At 51.2% G+C, this 18363-nt stretch carries 14 protein-coding genes and 1 tRNA gene; 9 read left to right on the forward strand and 6 right to left on the reverse strand.

Going from position 1 to position 18363, the window contains the following annotated elements:
• Positions 1-113: 113 nt before the first annotated feature.
• Entirely contained in the window at positions 114-668 is a 555-nt protein-coding gene (nudE, locus tag HMPREF3119_RS07465) for an ADP compounds hydrolase NudE (RefSeq protein WP_004238577.1), read from the reverse strand.
• A 342-nt stretch (positions 669-1010) separates the two neighbouring features.
• Here nudE and HMPREF3119_RS07470 point away from each other — a divergent pair, with 342 nt between their 5' ends.
• The 4 genes from HMPREF3119_RS07470 (at position 1011) to pckA (ending at position 6317) form a co-directional block, all read left to right on the forward strand.
• Positions 1011-3134 (forward strand): IgaA/UmoB family intracellular growth attenuator, encoded by a 2124-nt coding sequence (locus HMPREF3119_RS07470; protein ID WP_036418285.1) that lies wholly within the window; start codon positions 1011-1013, stop codon positions 3132-3134.
• Positions 3135-3162: 28 nt separating this feature from the next.
• The gene (gene hslR, locus HMPREF3119_RS07475) at positions 3163-3579 is read left to right on the forward strand and encodes a ribosome-associated heat shock protein Hsp15 (RefSeq protein WP_004238575.1); all 417 of its coding nucleotides are present in this window, start codon (positions 3163-3165) and stop codon (positions 3577-3579) included.
• 25 nt (positions 3580-3604) lie between these two features.
• Entirely contained in the window at positions 3605-4495 is an 891-nt protein-coding gene (gene hslO / locus HMPREF3119_RS07480; protein WP_004238574.1) for an Hsp33 family molecular chaperone HslO, read from the forward strand.
• A 202-nt stretch (positions 4496-4697) separates the two neighbouring features.
• Positions 4698-6317, forward strand: a complete 1620-nt coding sequence (pckA, locus tag HMPREF3119_RS07485; RefSeq protein WP_004238573.1) for a phosphoenolpyruvate carboxykinase (ATP) — start codon at positions 4698-4700, stop codon at positions 6315-6317.
• Between the two features lie 68 nt (positions 6318-6385).
• Here the strand turns inward: pckA and HMPREF3119_RS07490 are convergent, their stop codons facing one another.
• Entirely contained in the window at positions 6386-7084 is a 699-nt protein-coding gene (locus HMPREF3119_RS07490) for a pirin family protein (RefSeq protein WP_062773353.1), read from the reverse strand.
• Between the two features lie 699 nt (positions 7085-7783).
• Positions 7784-8986 carry a BaiN/RdsA family NAD(P)/FAD-dependent oxidoreductase gene (locus HMPREF3119_RS07495; RefSeq protein WP_036425354.1) on the reverse strand — a complete coding sequence of 401 codons (1203 nt, stop codon included), beginning with the start codon at positions 8984-8986 and terminating at the stop codon, positions 7784-7786.
• Between the two features lie 253 nt (positions 8987-9239).
• Between HMPREF3119_RS07495 and pitA the strand changes: the two genes are divergently transcribed.
• Complete coding sequence (gene pitA, locus HMPREF3119_RS07500) at positions 9240-10730, forward strand: inorganic phosphate transporter PitA (RefSeq protein WP_036418287.1); 1491 nt, start codon at positions 9240-9242, stop codon at positions 10728-10730.
• Between the two features lie 73 nt (positions 10731-10803).
• On the opposite strand, the gene uspB is transcribed toward pitA, so the two are convergent.
• Positions 10804-11139: a universal stress protein UspB gene (uspB, locus tag HMPREF3119_RS07505; RefSeq protein WP_004904572.1), complete on the reverse strand. Its 336-nt coding sequence runs from the start codon at positions 11137-11139 to the stop codon at positions 10804-10806.
• A gap of 349 nt (positions 11140-11488) precedes the next feature.
• Between uspB and uspA the strand changes: the two genes are divergently transcribed.
• Both uspA and gdhA read left to right on the forward strand, forming a co-directional pair.
• On the forward strand, positions 11489-11926 hold the full coding sequence (gene uspA, locus HMPREF3119_RS07510; RefSeq protein ID WP_004904570.1) for a universal stress protein UspA: 438 nt from the start codon (positions 11489-11491) through the stop codon (positions 11924-11926).
• Positions 11927-12293: 367 nt separating this feature from the next.
• Positions 12294-13634 carry an NADP-specific glutamate dehydrogenase gene (gene gdhA, locus HMPREF3119_RS07515; RefSeq protein ID WP_004238567.1) on the forward strand — a complete coding sequence of 447 codons (1341 nt, stop codon included), beginning with the start codon at positions 12294-12296 and terminating at the stop codon, positions 13632-13634.
• Positions 13635-13761: 127 nt separating this feature from the next.
• Here gdhA and rsmJ read toward each other — a convergent pair whose 3' ends face one another.
• Both rsmJ and prlC read right to left on the reverse strand, forming a co-directional pair.
• Entirely contained in the window at positions 13762-14520 is a 759-nt protein-coding gene (gene rsmJ / locus HMPREF3119_RS07520; RefSeq protein WP_036413300.1) for a 16S rRNA (guanine(1516)-N(2))-methyltransferase RsmJ, read from the reverse strand.
• A 3-nt stretch (positions 14521-14523) separates the two neighbouring features.
• Entirely contained in the window at positions 14524-16572 is a 2049-nt protein-coding gene (gene prlC / locus HMPREF3119_RS07525; protein WP_036418288.1) for an oligopeptidase A, read from the reverse strand.
• Positions 16573-16813: 241 nt separating this feature from the next.
• On the opposite strand from prlC, the gene HMPREF3119_RS07530 reads away from it, so the two are divergent.
• Together HMPREF3119_RS07530 and HMPREF3119_RS07535 are read left to right on the forward strand one after the other, a co-directional pair.
• Positions 16814-16908: transfer RNA gene (locus HMPREF3119_RS07530), tRNA-Sec, on the forward strand.
• A 164-nt stretch (positions 16909-17072) separates the two neighbouring features.
• The gene (locus HMPREF3119_RS07535; protein ID WP_070579183.1) at positions 17073-18281 is read left to right on the forward strand and encodes a tyrosine-type recombinase/integrase; all 1209 of its coding nucleotides are present in this window, start codon (positions 17073-17075) and stop codon (positions 18279-18281) included.
• Positions 18282-18363: the final 82 nt, after the last annotated feature.

The following is an 18363-nucleotide window of genomic DNA, read 5'->3' on the forward strand; positions in this document are numbered from 1 at the left end:
TAAAAACAGAAGGGCTGCCTGAAGGCAGCCCTTTTTTTTCAATCGTTGTTACTTAACACAAATGAATGTCTTTTTTCGATGATTAACACAAACAGATTTGTGTTAAAAATAGCTTAGTGACCGGTACGCTGTAAAAATTGCTGCGCCAGGAACAGCGCGGTAATATTGCGGGCCTCGTTAAAATCCGGATGAGTCAGCAGATCCATCATCTTACTGACCGGCCAGCGCTCCTGAACCAGCGGTTCCGGCTCATCGCCCTCCAGCTTTTCAGGATACAGACCTTCCGCCAGCAGGATATTCATCTGCCCGGAGAAATAGGACGGGGACATGGTGACGCGGCGCAGCGGTGTCAGTGTGCGGGCACCAAACCCGATTTCTTCTTTCAGCTCACGGTTAGCGGCAGTCAGCATATCCTCACCGGGATCGACTGCACCTTTCGGGAACCCCAGCTCATAGCTGTCCACACCCGCCGCATATTCCCGGATCAGGATAAGTTCGTTATTTACCACAGGGACAATCAGGACAGATTCACGGGTTGCAGGACGCATACGCTCATAAACCCGTTCCGCACCATTACTGAATTTCAGTGCAACAGACTGGACAGTAAACAGACGGGATTGGGCAACAGTCTCGATGCGGATAATTTTCGGTTTTTGTAATTCAGCCATGTATGCCTCTGTACGTAATATAAAAACGCAGTACAACCATACAGAGTAAAACTGTACAGGGTGAAAAAGTACCGCTTTGCGAATAAGTAAAAACCGGGGTAAATTCCCTGGTTCACTCACTTATTGCTCTGCTTCATATTACCCGTTCCTGAGACAAAGAAAAGCACCGGGCGGGATGAATAAATAACGGTAACATACAGCATAATCAGCAGGTAAAAGTGAAAATAATCAGTTATAACAGACTGTTATTTCAAATAATTTTTTTTGCATAATCAGAAAAGGCCGATTTTTTAACGGCTTCCTTCACTGTTATGCTGCACAGGCAATTACGACGGGGAAAAAATGACTATCACCCTCATTATAACGGCCGCTCTGGTGATCGGTTGTCTTATAATGGTTTCTGTTATCAGTCACCGGCGGAGACAGCGCCGGGCAGGTTATGTATTACCTTCACTGGCCAGTCTGACACACCACCGGCCGGGTGCCGGTGAAATTCAGGCCATTGAGCACCATCTGACCTGCGCTGCCCGGCAGGCGGTCAGTAATGATCTGCACTTTACATTACCGGCTTTCCCCAAAAAAAGTGATCACGTCTATCGTCTGTGCAACCGCATCACCCGGTATGCTATCCCGGAGAAAAACGGACAGCAGTGGCATTACTACATTGAAGGCAACGAGGTTTATCTGCCTGCGGTTCTGGATGAATTTATTCAGGCCACAAATGTCATTGATGTGATGTTTACTGACGGGATACCGATGATTGTCGGGCTGAACGGTCATGACTTACGTGAGTTTACTGATGACCACGCGCTGGCAAGGCCAATGACAAAAAATAACAACGTACCGGTACAGGCCGCGATACTGACTAACAGCAATGCTGATATTGAGTTTCTCGGCACACGCAGAGAGAGCCGGCAGGAATATAACCTGCAGCACAGTCACGGGTTTATCAGCGGCACGCTGATTGTCTGCGGCGTGCTGACGGCGCTCACTGCGGTCTTTATGCCGCCGTTTTTATTTTACTGGATGATGGCCGCCGGAGCCGGGCTGCTGCTGCCGGGCATCATTTTATCCCTGATCCCGATCAGTAACCGCCGCCGTCTGCGGGATATTCAGTGCTACCGGGGGATCCCGAAACGCTGGGGTCTGTTCGGCGATTTTGACCACAGTCAGAAGCACAGCATTTCACTCGGCGGTATTGACCTTATCTACCCGCGCCACTGGGAACCCTGGCTGCATCAGGATCTCGGGTCTGTCACACAGATTGAAATGTATGAGGATCAGCAGGTTGTCCGCCAGGGGAAATACCTCTCCCTGCGCGAGGAATCCACCCGCTTCCCGTATCGCCGTTACGGCAAAAATCTGCTGATCGCCCTGACCAGCGCCTTTGCCCTGCTGGTTCTGGCCTGCAATCAGCCGGTCAATTTACCGGTTAAACTGGCCCTGAACTGGCTGACCGGCACAGAAACCAAAGTCACCACCAATTTCAGTGAACTCCAGAATATGCCGCTCTATGTGGGGGATTTTCTGGAAGCCAAAGGCGTGGGGATGTGTTACATGCCGCCGAACCTCTCCGCCCAGGATAAGCCCAATTTCCGCGCATTTGACTGCTCCGGTATTTACTGGAACAACACCTCCCCGCTTCCGGTTCCCGAGTCCGAACAGGTTGATCGCGCCGCCGCGCTGCTTGCCGAACTGAATAACCAGCTGCATCCCGATGCCGGAGCCCGTAAGGTGAACGACAGTCTGCGCAATGTTATCACCCGCTCCGGGATGAGCCTGCTGGATGACTTTTCCTCCCTGGTTCTGAAAACCCAGGCGTTATGTGAATTTGAAAACAGTGACTGTGTGCGGCTGAAAAACGCCCTCGTCAATCTGGGGAATTCCCCGAACTGGGAAAATTTATTAGCCCGCGCCAAAGCCGGTAAACTGGAGCAATCGAATGTTTTATTGCGTCCGGCAAGTGCAGAGGCCTTGGAAAAGCTGGTTATCGCCACCACATCTACAGCTATAAACAAAGAAGTGGAAAATGCGGCAATGCGGCTGAACAGTCCGCCGCCTGGTGGTGTGCTGCTGATCAGTGACGAAGGCAAATCCCTGGTGGAGAACGCCCCGGTCAATGAACAGACAGAGGAAATGACACCGCTGGCACACTGGCAGTCCCTGCAGAAGCTCTCCAATATGCTGCTGCACACCCCGTTTGAGGTTCAGGGTATTGTCACGGATGTGTCTGTGGATGCCAACGGCACCCGCCATATCCTGCTGCACTTTCAGCCGGATAATGTCATGCTGGCGCGGTTTATCGGCAGCTGCATTTTACTGGTCGTATTTTCCCTTCTGGCCATTATCAACGGCATCTATACGTTTATCCGCTGGCGTCAGCGCCGCCGCCGGATGACGGATATCCGCCGTTATTATGACAACTGCTTCCGGCACGACTACCCTTCCTCTGAGGTGCAGCCGTAACGGCTGCACTGTCTGTCACGGAGTAACCATGCAACAGGCTTCACAGGTCACAGAGCCTGTCCGCCTTGATAAATGGCTCTGGGCGGCACGGTTTTATAAAACCCGCTCCATCGCCAGAACCATGATTGACGGCGGCAAGGTTCATTATAACGGGCAGCGGACCAAGCCCGGAAAACTGGTCGAAAACGGCGCGGTTATCGTCCTGCGTCAGGGAAATGATGAACGGACAATCCGCGTGCTGGGGATCACGGACAAGCGCCTGAGCGCGCCGCTGGCACAGACACTCTGGGAAGAAACCCCGGAGAGCATCGAAAAACGTGAAAAAACCGCGCTTGCACGTAAAATGAATGCCCTGACGATGCCGCACCCGGAACGACGTCCTGATAAAAAGGAACGACGGACATTGTTAAAATTTAAACACAGTAATTCAGATACCGCGGAATAACCGGCGGTTAAGACGAGAGAAAATTATGTCTGCACGACAAGATACATTACACCGGTTCCTGTTTAACAAAAGCGATGTCCGGGGAGAATTGGTCAATGCTTCCGGCACATTACAGCAGATCCTGGATAATCATCATTACCCGGAGCCTGTCCGCCGCCTGCTCGGCGAACTGCTGGTCTGCACCAGCCTGCTGACCGCGACCCTGAAATTTGAAGGGGATATCACCGTTCAGATCCAGGGCGACGGCCCGGTCCGTCTCGCTGTGATCAACGGCAACGACCGCCAGCAGATGCGCGGTATTGCCCGTATGAACGGCGATGTGCCTGCCGGTGCCGGTTTCCACGATATGATCGGCAAAGGCTTTATGGTCATTACTATTACGCCACGTCAGGGCGAGCGTTATCAGGGTATTGTGGCGCTGGAAGGGGAAACGCTTGAAGCGTGTCTGGATGACTATTTCCGTCAGTCCGAACAGCTGCCGACCAGCCTGTTTGTCCGCGTTGCGGAACACGACGGCAAAATGCAGGCTGCCGGGATGCTGTTACAGGCACTGCCGGCATCAGCAGAAGCCCGTACTCAGGAAGAAACACAGAACATGTTCAGCCACCTGATGCAGCTGACTGCCACTATTTCGTCTGATGAGCTCTTTACCCTGGATGCCGAAACCATCCTGTACCGTCTCTATCATGAAGAAGACGTTGTGCTGTATGAACCGGCACCGGTAGCGTTTCATTGCGGTTGTTCCCGCGAACGCTGCGCAGATACGCTGGTAACACTGCCGGAAGAAGATGTTAATCATATTTTGCAGGAAGATGGCAAAATTGATATGGAGTGTGAATATTGCGGTGCTCATCATATCTTTGATGAACAGGATATTCATGAAATCCGCACTCAGAAAAACGCTTCGCTGCACTGATTCGTTTTAGCTGACGCAACACCAGGCCGCACCGGGCTCCCAGGATGCGGCCTTTTTGTTTATTTTTTCTTATGGTATCGAGCCAGCTCACAAAATAAACCCAAATAAAATCCGGATTTTCATTTATTTGATAGCAATCGCTGTTAACCAGTCGTAAATAATTATGATATATGGAGATATTCCGACAACCCGGAGGCTTTGGATGAGCGTAAAAACAATGGCTGTGAATGAACTGGAGCAGTATGGTATCCGCGATGCCGCAGAAATAATCTATAACCCGAGTTATGACTTACTCTTTGATGAAGAAACCCGTCCCGGCCTGACCGGTTATGAACACGGTGTTGTCACCACCAGCGGCGCGGTCGCGGTAGACACCGGTATCTTTACCGGCCGCTCACCGAAAGACAAATATCTGGTCAGGGATGATCTCACCCGCGACACCGTCTGGTGGGCGGATCAGGGAAAAGGCAAAAACGACAACAAACCGCTGTCACAGGACACCTGGAATTCCCTGAAACACCTGATCACCAATCAGTTATCCGGCAAACGCCTGTTTGTGGTGGACGCCTTCTGCGGCGCCAATGCCGATACCCGCCTGAAAGTCCGCTTTATTACCGAGGTTGCCTGGCAGGCACACTTCGTCAAAAACATGTTTATCCGCCCGGATGAAAACGAACTGCATGATTTTGAACCGGACTTCATTGTGATGAACGGTGCGAAATGCGTGAACCCGGACTGGCAGGCGCAGGGGCTGAATTCGGAAAATTTTGTGGCATTCAATCTGAGCGAGCGCATCCAGCTTATCGGCGGTACCTGGTACGGCGGTGAGATGAAGAAAGGCATGTTCTCCATCATGAACTATCTGCTGCCGTTACAGGGCATTGCCTCCATGCACTGCTCGGCAAACGTGGGTGAAAAAGGGGATGTGGCGATTTTCTTCGGCCTGTCCGGCACCGGTAAAACCACCCTCTCAACCGATCCGAAACGTAAACTGATCGGCGATGATGAACACGGCTGGGATGATGACGGCGTCTTTAACTTTGAGGGCGGCTGCTACGCCAAAACCATTAATTTATCTGCAGAAGCAGAGCCGGATATTTATCACGCCATCAGCCGCGATGCACTGCTGGAAAACGTGGTTGTCCGTCCGGACGGCAGTGTGGATTTTGATGACGGCAGCAAAACCGAAAACACCCGGGTTTCTTACCCTATCTATCATATTGAAAACATTGTTAAACCGGTTTCCAAAGCGGGTCACGCCAACAATGTGATTTTCCTGACTGCCGATGCCTTCGGTGTGCTGCCGCCGGTGGCGGAACTGACACCGGAGCAGATGCAGTATCATTTCTTATCCGGATTTACCGCAAAACTGGCCGGTACCGAGCGCGGTGTCACAGAGCCGACGCCAACCTTCTCTGCCTGCTTCGGTGCGGCATTCCTGACGCTGCACCCGACACAGTACGCCGATGTGCTGGTAAAACGGATGAAAGCGGCCGGGGCAAAAGCGTATTTAGTGAACACCGGGTGGAACGGAACCGGAAAACGCATTTCAATTAAGAATACTCGTGCTATCATAGACGCCATTCTTAGTGGGGATATTGATAAAGCGGCGAAACATACGCTGCCGGTCTTTAATCTGGCCATTCCTCACGAACTGCCGGGTGTCGACAGTCACATACTCGACCCGCGCAACACGTATGATAATGTGGCGCAGTGGCAGGAAAAAGCGGAAGACCTCGCAGGGCGGTTTATAAATAATTTTGATAAATATACCGACACGCCGGCGGGTCAGGCTCTGATTAGTGCAGGGCCTTCGCTGTAACCGGATAACAAGAAAAGTAGTGTGAGCAACACAGTAGCCCCGGGTCAGATGATCCGGGGCTTTCTGTTTTATTGGGCAGGCGGCAGGTCAAACAGCAGGATTTCACTGTCTTGTGCGGCATTCAGGCTGATTAACGCTTCATCCCATACGGCCACGCCATCACTGGTTTTCACTGTCTGGCCATTCACGGTCAGCTCACCTTTCACCACCTGGATCCAGACCATCCGTCCGCTCTGAGGCTGATATTCCCCTTCTTCACCGGCGGCCAGTGTCCAGCGCCACAGTGTCATGTCCTGAAAAACTTTCAGCGAGCCGTCACGGGCATCCGGGGAAAGCACCAGCTGGCGTCCGTTTGCCGCATCGAACCGGCGCTGTTCATAGCGCGGAGTCAGACCGGTTTTTTCAGGGATAATCCAGATCTGATACAGATGCAGCGGATTATCATTACTCGGGTTATATTCCGAGTGTCGGATCCCGGTTCCGGCGCTCATGATCTGGAACTCACCGGCAGGCACCTGTTCTTTATTCCCCATGCTGTCCTGATGCTCCACCGCACCACCCAGCACATAGGTAAGAATTTCCATGTCTTTATGCGGATGGGTACCGAACCCCTGACCTTCCGCGATAAAATCTTCGTTAATAACCCGCAGGGCGGAAAAGCCCATAAAGTTACGGTCATAATAATCGGCAAACGAAAAGGTGTGCCAGCTGTCGAGCCAGCCGTGGTTAGCATGGCCGCGTTCATTTGCAGGGCGTACATAGATCATAATTTTTCTCCTCAATCTGATGAGGTTAAGTTTACGTCCTGCCGCTAATTTCACCAGTAGCCGGGTTTAACGCAAGAATTCAAAAAATTTGAATAAGTGCTGACAGGGGGATGCGGAGATAACCATTAAAACCATCTTCTTTCAGACCCGGGCGGCGGGATAACCAGCAAAGCGGAAAGACGCTGACACATCCCTGTCCGCTCGGATCGCGCCATCCATGGCGCTTTACGCTTTCCTTTTTTTGCCGGTTATTCCCGAATGAATTTTTACATTATCAAAACCAAACAATTCATCTGTGAAATCATCCGGTTTGTGGCAAGGCGGTAAGGGAAGGATTCCGGGGAGCATACACAAGTATGTGACCCGGAATACTGAGCGCAACCAACACAGCCACAGGCCGGAGGATGACACAGAAAAGCCAACGCACCTGCGGCGCGAATGGCCCCGGGGAAAAAGGGGAAAAAAAAAGCCAGCACTGGGCTGGCTAAATAAACACTGGAAGCAATGTGAGCAATGTCGTTCTTTCATCTGAACCCTGAAGGTGGTCATCTGAAAGTGATTTGATGATAATAGTTCTCAGTATCATTTGTAAAGCACTTTTTGCTCAGGATTTCGTATAATCACTGATGTTTTCTGTTAACTCACTGATACCGTGATTTATTTTAATAAAATTAAATAATTCCATAGGGTTATCAGGGATTAAACATCCGGTGAAAACGGCAGTGCCTGCGCACATGCCCACGCGGAACTCCATGCCCACTGGAAGTTATAGCCGCCGAGCCAGCCGGTCACATCGGTCACTTCGCCGATAAAATAGAGTCCCGGAACATCGCGGGCTTCCATGGTTTTGGAGGAGAGCGCCTGAGTATCCACACCGCCGAGTGTCACTTCGGCTGTCCGGTAACCTTCTGTGCCATTCGGCTGCACCTGCCAGTTCTGTAATTTCTCCGTGATTTCCTGCTGTACGGCTTTGGATAACTGGTTCAGCGCAGTATCCGGCAGGTCACCGGTTGTCTGTAAACACTCCACCAGCCGTTTTGGTAACAGCTTCGCCAGTGCATTACGCAGGCTCAGATTCGGGTGTTTTTCCCGCTGTACGGTGAAAAATTCCGCCAGATCGGTGCCCGGAAGTAAGTTAATACTCACATACTCACCGGGGTGCCAGTAACTGGAGATTTGCAGGACCGCAGGGCCTGACAGGCCACGATGGGTAAATAATATATTTTCCGCAAACCGGGTGCCATCCTGTGCGGTAACTGTCGCAGGCACTGCCACGCCGGACAGCGTCTGTAAGGCTTCCAGCAGCGGTTTATGCAGCGTGAAAGGCACCAGTGCGGCGCGGGTCGGTAATACCGGCAGACCAAACTGTTCCGCCAGGCGGTAACCCAGCGGAGTCGCCCCCAGCCCCGGCATCGATAATCCGCCGCTGGCCACCACAAGTGAGTGAGCGCTCACAACCTTTCCGTTAACGGTCACACAGAAATCATCGCCCTGTTTCTGTACCTCCGTCACCTCACTGCGCAGGCGGATAACCACATTCCCCGACTCACACTCCGCCAGCAGAAGATCAACTATCTGTTGTGCGGAATCATCACAGAAAAGCTGGCCGAGGGTTTTCTCATGATAGGCAATCCGATATTTCTGCACCAGGGCAATAAAATCCCACTGCGTATAACGGGCGAGCGCTGACTTACAAAAATGCGGATTTTTGCTCAGATACGCCGCCGGTTCGGTATAAAGGTTGGTAAAATTACAGCGCCCGCCCCCGGACATCAGAATTTTCCGCCCGGCTTTTTTACCGTTATCCAGCACCAGCACCCGCAGCCCGCGCTGCCCTGCCTGCGCGGCACAGAATAGTCCGGCGGCACCCGCGCCTATTACAATCGCGTCAAACTTTTCCAAAATAGTGTTCTCTGTGTCTTTAAATGTGGAGAAATTCCGATAAATGTCTTAAATTTGTCATGATGATTAAATCAGGCCAAAAATTTATTCTTTTCAGAAAAGGAGCCTAATCCGATGATATACAAGGATTAATAATTCCTTAAGCTGATTTGATGAAGGTATCAAATCAAAAAAAGGCCATATTTCACTTCCCCGGGACGCATTTGTCGCTGATAATGCGCCGCGTTCATGTCCAACAACTGGCTTAACGTCTATGCTACATCTATTTACAGGCCTGGAATTTCACACCGGCCTCTTGTTAGTACTGGCACTGATCTTTGTGCTGTTTTACGAAGCCATCAACGGCTTCCATGATACCGCAAACGCGGTAGCAACTGTTATCTATACCCGTGCAATGCGCGCGCAGCTTGCTGTCGTCATGGCCGGTGTATTTAACTTCCTCGGGGTACTGCTCGGCGGTCTGAGCGTGGCGTATGCGATCGTGCATCTTCTGCCCACGGACTTACTGCTGAATGTCAGTTCGGCCCATGGTCTTGCCATGGTCTTTTCCCTGCTTCTCGCCGCTATCATCTGGAACCTGGGCACCTGGTACTTCGGTATCCCGGCCTCAAGTTCTCATACCCTGATCGGCGCCATTATCGGGATCGGCCTGACCAACGCAATTGTGACCAACAGTTCCGTGGTTGATGCGCTGAATATTCCGAAAATGATCAGCATTTTCCTTTCTCTGATTCTGTCACCGCTGGTCGGCCTGGTGATCGCCGGATTAATGATCTGGTTCCTGCGCCGCTACTGGAGCGGCACGAAGAAACGCCGCCGTATCCACTTAACACCGGCAGAACGTGAGAAAAAAGACGGCAAACGCAAACCGCCATTCTGGACGCGTACCGCCCTTATCCTTTCCGCAGTCGGCGTCAGCTTCTCACACGGCGCAAACGACGGGCAGAAAGGTATCGGTCTGATTATGCTGGTTCTGATTGGTGTCGCCCCTGCCGGCTTTATGGTGAATATGAATTCCAGTGATTACGAAATCGCCCGTACGCGTGATGCCGTGGTCAACCTGGAGCAGTATTACACCACGCATAAGGATGCACTGGCACACGCCATTGAGCTGACCCCGGCACTGAACACGGAGAATACCGTTCTCAATGAACAGTTCCACTGTGACAGCTCCCGTACCGGCATCGTATTAAGACAGGCTCAGGATCTGCTCGGTAATATTCATACCTATGATGATTTATTACCGGAACAGCGCAGCCAGATGCGTCGTCTGCTGATGTGTATTTCGGATACCGCCGCAGAAGTGGCGAAATTACCGGAAACCAAACCGGAAGATGCGCGTTTCCTGAAACGTCTGTCCAATGACCTGCTGAATACCGTTGAGTATGCGCCTATCTGGATCATCATTTCTGTCGCGCTGGCGCTCTCTCTGGGCACCATGTTCGGCTGGAAACGTGTTGCAGTGACTATCGGTGAGAAAATCGGTAAGAAAGGCATGACATACGCCCAGGGCGTGTCTGCGCAGGTCACCGCGGCTGTCTCCATTGGTGTGGCAAGTTATACCGGGATGCCGGTATCCACCACCCAGGTGCTCTCCTCTGCGGTGGCAGGTACGATGATTGTTGACGGTGGTGGTGTTCAGACCAAAACCATCAAAAACATCATGCTGGCCTGGATTCTGACACTGCCGGTGTCCATTATCCTGTCCGGCGCGCTCTACTGGATCTCCCTGCAGATTATCTGACAGCAGGTTGCTATCCTCTGAAACAGAAAAGCCTGACACACGTGTCAGGCTTTTTTTTGCATCCGGTAACCGGTTACGGCCAGATAATCATCATCAGCAGAGAGGCAATCACAATTCCGCATATCGCACTGATCATGGTGAACTGACGGCGGATACGTTCGCAGCGTAAAATCACTTCAGGGTCATGATGAGTGAGATATTCCCGCTGATTGATATAGCGGATAAGGCGCAGCTGCTTCTGCCACTGGGTGTGGTCAGTAAACGCATTATTGCCGCCGACAGCGTGGTAAAGCAGCGGGTCGCTGTCACGCAGGACCGAGAGTAATGCCCGGGTGGATGAATAAAACCGGATCATGTTAATCAGACAAAGAAAACATAACGCCCAGAACAGTGTAAGTATACTGAACATAATCCACTCCTTAGACTATCTGCGGAGAAGGAACCGGTGATATCAGTGTCTATCACATCATACTGACAGTATTTTATGTATTCAGTATGAACAATGCTGTGAAGTTCCACAAACTCTCACATTCTTTCACGATAATCTTCTGAAAATATCCGTTTTGCCACTCTCAACCTTGTGAGAAGTGCGCAGACTGGTATATCTTATAAATCAGACATTCTCTGCTGCCTGATAAAAGCATTGAGTTGTGATCAGCATTACACTCTTTAATGATATTAAGCAGTTATAGTATTCATAAAGGATAGCGGCGCAAGCCCTGCCAACCCCTTAACCTTTTGAACGGAAGGAGTTTCTTATGGCATATAAACATATTCTGGTCGCAGTCGATCTTTCGCCTGAAAGTGAAGTGTTAGTAAGCAAAGCAGTTTCTATGGCAAAACCTTACAACGCCAAAGTTTCTCTGATCCACGTTGATGTCAATTACTCTGACTTATACACCGGACTTATCGATGTTAACCTGGGTGATATGCAGCAGCGCATTACTGAAGAAACCAGTAATTCACTGAAAAACCTGGCGAAAAATTCCGGTTATGAGATTCAGGAAATGCTCAGCGGCAGCGGTGATCTCGGCCAGGTATTAGTCGATGCCATCAGAAAATATGATATGGACCTGGTTGTCTGCGGACACCACCAGGATTTCTGGAGCAAACTGATGTCTTCCGCCCGTCAGCTGATTAACACCGTTCATGTCGATATGTTAATTGTTCCGCTGCGGGATGATGATAACGCATAATCCTCTGCTGAAAAATTATTCATATAAAATGCCTGCTTATGCAGGCATTTTTTTTGGCTGAAAATGCGGCTGCCGAATCCGTCAAAAAGGCCGTCAACGAATTTTTTTTGTCATATATGAAAAAAACAGCTTGAAAACAGGATATAAACAAGAGATAAATTCAAGTGGTAAATGCAAACACATCTCACATTATTCGAAAAATAAAACAAAAATGTTCGGGATACCTCACAAAGTAACGTAACCCGATATCATTCGTGTCACAGATATGACGTACGCGAAAATATTCCGGAGAACCTGCCCCGGGAGACAAGTGCGGCCTGCATAACTGCTGCATGAATGAGAAGGGCATGACAGACAGGAAATCAACATGAGTAACTTTATCTCTTTGGAAACGTTTCTGGAAAATGTTCAGCGCCGTGACCCGTCACAGCCGGAATTTCTCCAGGCGGTGCGCGAAGTTTTCTCCACGCTATGGCCATTCCTTGAAAAGAATCCGCAGTACCGCGATCAGAACCTGCTCGCCCGCTTTGTTGAGCCGGAGCGCGTAATTCAGTTCCGCGTGACCTGGGTTGACGATCAGGGTCAGGTGCAGGTAAACCGCGCATGGCGTGTGCAGTTCAGCTCCGCTATCGGCCCGTTCAAAGGCGGTATGCGCTTCCATCCGTCCGTAAACCTCTCCATCCTCAAATTCCTCGGCTTTGAGCAGACACTGAAAAATGCCCTGACCACACTGCCGATGGGCGGCGGTAAAGGCGGCTCTGACTTTGATCCGAAAGGCAAAAGCCAGGGCGAAGTGATGCGTTTCTGCCAGGCGCTGATGACCGAGCTGTACCGTCATCTGGGCGCAGATACGGATGTCCCTGCGGGTGATATCGGCGTCGGCGGACGTGAAGTCGGCTACATGGCGGGGATGATGAAAAAACTGTCCAACAACACCGCCTGTGTGTTTACCGGCAAAGGTCTCTCCTTCGGCGGCAGTCTGATCCGTCCGGAAGCCACCGGTTACGGGCTGGTTTACTTCACTCAGGCCATGCTGGAACGCCACGGGATGAGCTTCGACGGTATGCGTGTTGCGGTTTCCGGCTCCGGTAACGTGGCGCAGTACACCATCGAAAAATGCCTGTCACTGGGTGCGAAAGTGATCACCGCATCTGACTCCTCCGGTACCGTGGTTGACGAAGACGGTTTCACCGCCGAAAAACTGGCGCGTCTGACCGAAATCAAAGACCGTTACGGCCGTGTGGAAGAGTATGCGAAAGAGTTCGGCCTGGTGTATCTGAAAGATCAGACCCCGTGGGCTGTTCCGGTGGATATCGCTCTGCCGTGCGCCACTCAGAACGAGCTGGATCTGGCAGATGCTGAAGTGCTGATCAAAAACGGCGTTAAAGCCGTGGCGGAAGGCGCAAACATGCCGACCACTATCCCGGCAACCGATGCCTTCCTGGCGGCAAATGTCCTGTTTGCACCGGGCAAAGCAGCGAATGCGGGCGGCGTGGCAACATCCGGCCTGGAAATGTCACAGAACTCTGTCCGTCTCGGCTGGAAACGTGAAGTGGTGGATGAGCGTCTGCATCACATCATGCTGGATATCCACAATGCATGCGTTGAGTACGGCAGTGAAGAAAAACAGACCAACTATGTGCAGGGTGCGAATATCGCCGGCTTCGTGAAAGTCGCTGATGCCATGCTGGCGCAGGGTGTGCTGTAAGTCTGTAAACTGTTACTGAAAAACGTCACAGTGTCGAAGGGGGTATAACAAGCGTTACGGAAGTCTCACTTGTTGCCCCTTCGCGAAACGGGAACTGCCCTGTCCCCTTTTCAGATGTTATTCAGTGTTATCCCTCTGCTTTCACGCAGGGATAGATATCAAAACGATGGTTTTTGGTTTCAATCGCCGCAGCCGCTTTCTGCCCGGCTAACGGCTCCGCGTAATCCGGACGTTTCACCACCACACGACGGGTTGCCAGCGCCAGTGCAGGTGCCAGCAGAAGATCCGCATCCTCATCCGCACCCACCAGCGACTGAAACACCCGCATTTCTTTCTTCACCAGCGCGCTTTTCTGCCGGTGCGGATACATCGGGTCGAGATAGACCACATCCGGCGGTGGTGTGATGTCCGCCAGCGCATCAATCCCGGACGCATGGATAAGGATCATTCTCTCCTGCATCCATCCCCCGATTTCACTGTCCCGGTAGGCCCGCTGTAAGCCATCATCCAGCAGTGCCGCAACGACCGGATGGCGTTCAATCATCCGCACATGACAGCCCAGCGATGCCAGCACAAAGGCATCACGCCCGAGACCGGCTGTCGCGTCCACCACTGACGGAAGATAGGATTTCTTAATCCCGGCAGCCTTTGCCACCGCTTCACCGCGTCCGCCGCCGAAACGGCGCCGGTGAGCCATCGTTCCCCCGGCAAAATCCACACGGATCCCGCCGAGTTTCGGTTCATCACACTTGCGCAGCTCCAGCCCTTCCGCCGTCAGCACCAGCGCCATCAGCGCGGTATCATCATGCTCCAGGCCCCACCGCGCCGCCAGTACATCAAGGGCGCAGCTGTCTGCGCCCTGTTCACACTGTAAACGAATCTTCACGTATTACCCGTTGATTCCGTAGCCTTTTAACATCGCATCCAGTTCCGGCTTACGGCCGCGGAAGCGCTCAAACAGGACCATTGGCTCTTCCGAACCACCCCGGCTGAGAATATTATCCAGGAAAGACTGCCCGGTGACCGGATTGAAGATACCTTCCTCACTGAAGCGGGAGAATGCATCCGCTGCCAGCACATCCGCCCACAGATAACTGTAGTAACCGGCCGCATAACCACCGGCAAAGATATGACTGAACGCATGCGGAAAGCGGTTCCACGGCGCAGCAGGCACCACAGAGACTTTCTCTTTCACAGACAGCAGTGTCGGCATCACCTGAGCGCCGGTTGCCGGGTCATATTCCGCATGCAGACGGAAATCAAACAGCCCGAACTCCAGCTGACGCAGAATAAACATCGCAGACTGATAATTCTTCGCTGCCAGCATATTGTCGAGCAGCGACTGCGGCAGCGGCTCACCGGTTTCATAATGACCGGAGATAAAGGCCAGCGCCTCCGGCTCCCAGCACCAGTTTTCCATAAACTGGCTCGGCAGCTCAACCGCATCCCACGGCACACCATTGATGCCGGAAACATCCGCCACATCAATCTGTGTCAGCATATGATGCAGGCCGTGTCCGAACTCATGGAACAGAGTCAGCACTTCATCATGAGTAAACAGCGCCGGTTTGCCGCCGACCGGTTTATTAAAGTTACAGGTCAGATACGCAACCGGTTTTTGCAGGGAATTATCTTTGTGGCGCATACGGCCGATACAGTCATCCATCCACGCCCCGCCGCGTTTGTGCTCACGGGCATACAGATCCAGATAGAAACTACCGCGTAATTCACCGTTCTTATCAAATAAATCAAAGAAACGGACATCCGGATGCCAGGTTTCCACCCCGAAACGCTCTTTGGCGGTGATCCCGTAGATCCGGCGGATCACTTCAAACAATCCGCTGATCGCTTTTTCTTCCGGGAAGTACGGACGCAGCTGCTCATCACTGACCGAGAACAGATGCTGTTTTTGCTTATCGGCAAAATAGGCCATATCCCACGGCTCGAGTTTATCAACGCCGTAATGTTCTTTGGCAAAGGCGGCCAGCTGAGCCACTTCCTGCTCGCCCTGATGATGGGCGCGCTCCGCCAGGTCATTCAGGAAATCCAGCACCTGCTGCGGGTTTTCCGCCATTTTGGTGGCGAGGGATTTTTCCGCGTAGTTTTTAAAGCCGAGTAACTGTGCCAGCTCATGTCGCAGCGCTAAAATCTCCGCCATCACACTGCTGTTATCCCACTTACCGCCGTTCGGCCCCAGCTCGGAAGCACGGGTGCCGTAGGCTTCGCTCATCTCTTTGCGCAGCTCACGGTTATCGGCGTAAGTCATCACCGGCAGATAGCTCGGCATATCCAGGGTAAACAGCCAGCCCTTCTCACCTTTGGACTCCGCCAGTGCCTGTGCAGCAGCAACCGCACTCTCCGGCAGACCGGCCAGCATGCTTTCATCGGTGATAAGCTTGCTCCAGCCCATGGTTGCATCCAGCACATTATTGCCGAACAGCGAACCCAGCTCAGACAGACGGGCAGAAATCTCGCCGTAGCGCTTCTGTTTCTCCGGTGGCAGACCAATGCCGGATAACTCAAAATCACGCAGGGAATTTTCTACTGACTTGCGCTGAGCCTGAGACAGTGACGCAAACGCCGGGCTGTTTTTCAGTGATTTATAGGCGTTATACAGCCCTTCGTGCTGACCCATCCAGGTACTGAATTCTGACAGCAGCGGCAGGCACTGTTCATAAGCTTCGCGCAGTTCAGGGCTGTTTTTGACAGAGTTCAGATGACTGACCGGCGACCAGACACGGGATAATTTATCCCCGGCTTCCGCCAGCGGTACACACACATTTTCCCATGTAAAATCAGGTGAATGACTCACCACCTGCTCTACCGTCTGACGATAATTATCCAGCGTTTCTTTCACCGCAGGCACAATACATTCCGGATTGATGGCAGAAAATGCCGGTAACTGATTCTGAGTCGGGGTAAGCAAAGGGTTCATCATAAACCATCCTGTTGGCTGCTGGTGCACGTCCGCCGCAGCGCACATACACATGAAAAATGAAAATCGAAACTCTCTATAAGATGGGGACACACTCCGGCAAGTTCAATGATTTTTAGTGTTATTATGCTGATTAAAAATCATTCTCGTAAAAAATCGCACGATACTGATGTATCTCAAAGGAAAAAACGCAAGAGAACTTTTGAATCCCTGCCGGAAAGCGTATACTGTGCAACCTCAAAACGGAAGATCATCGTCCCCGGTGGGGCGGCCGGACTTCAAATCCGGTTGGGGCCGCCAGCGGTCCCGGGCAGGTTCGACTCCTGTGATCTTCCGCCACTCAAGTTCAATATACCTCCACAAAACTCAATCAATCCCTTATAATACCTACTGTATATACACTTTCCAGTCTCCTGATGTCAACCAAGGTCAACCTACATCAATAGGTTTTTGGGGGCATATCAGGGGGCACTAAAAATTAACCCCAAAATGAGGTGCCCCCAATGACATTAACTGCCCGTCAGGTAGAGACTGCAAAGCCTAAAGAGAAGTCATATAAACTCTTTGATGGTGGTGGTTTATACCTTGAAGTTACAGCAAAAGGTTCACGCTACTGGAGAATGAAGTATCGCTTTGGTGGTAAAGAAAAAAGATTAGCTTTTGGTGTTTTTCCTACCGTGACACTTGCTGAAGCACGTGAAATGAGAAACCAAGCAAAAAAGGTACTCGCTGCTGGTGGAGATCCGGGAGAAGTCAAAAAAGAAGAGAAGGCGATTCAAAAGCTCAGTACAGGAAATACTTTTGAAGCCATTGCCCGTGAATGGCATAAATCGAAAGCCGATCGCTGGTCACTGCGTTATCGAGACGAAATCATTGATACCTTTGAAAAGGATATCTTTCCTTATATTGGTAAACGCCCGATAGCGGAAATCAAGCCGTTAGAGCTGCTGGAAACGCTGCGTAGGATGGAGAAGCGCGGTGCCTTAGAGAAGATGCGTAAAGTCCGTCAGCGCTGCGGAGAGGTTTACCGATACGCGATTATCACGGGCAGAGCTGAATACAATCCAGCCCCTGACCTAGCTACAGCGCTGACCCCACCAAAGAAGCAACACTTCCCATTTTTAACCGCTGAAGAGTTACCCTATTTCCTGAAAGATTTAGCAAGTTATACAGGCAGCGTGATCACTAAAACAGCGACTAAAATTATTTTGCTGACAGCGGTACGGACACAAGAACTCCGTTTTGCTCGTTGGCAGGATATCGATTTAGAAAAAGGGATTTGGGAAATTCCGGCTGAAGTGATGAAGATGAAGCGACCGCATGTCGTGCCATTATCAAAACAGGTGATCGAGCTGTTTAACTCACTCAAACCACTATCAGGGCATTATGAGCTTGTATTCATAGGTCGTAATGACCACAGAAAGCCGATCAGTAAGGAAAGCGTAAATCAGGTTATTGAGTTGTTGGGATATAAAGGTCGGCTAACAGGGCACGGCTTCCGTCACACGATGAGTACGATTTTGCATGAGAAAGGATATAACTCGGCATGGATTGAGACTCAGCTTGCACATATCGATAAGAATGCGATCCGTGGCACGTATAATCATGCTCAGTATATGGATGAACGCAGAGAAATGATGCAGTGGTATGCAGACTACATGGATGAGTTGGAGGGAAGCTTGGATAATGTTGTTAATGTAAATTTTAAGTAATATTTTATAGCCATCTTTACACCCAGGTGTAAAGATGGCCATTTTGATGTGCTTTATTTTTTTATATTATAAAATATGTAAG

Origin of the sequence: Morganella sp. HMSC11D09 (genome assembly GCF_001807955.1) — a bacterium.
GTDB lineage: Bacteria > Pseudomonadota > Gammaproteobacteria > Enterobacterales > Enterobacteriaceae > Morganella > Morganella morganii.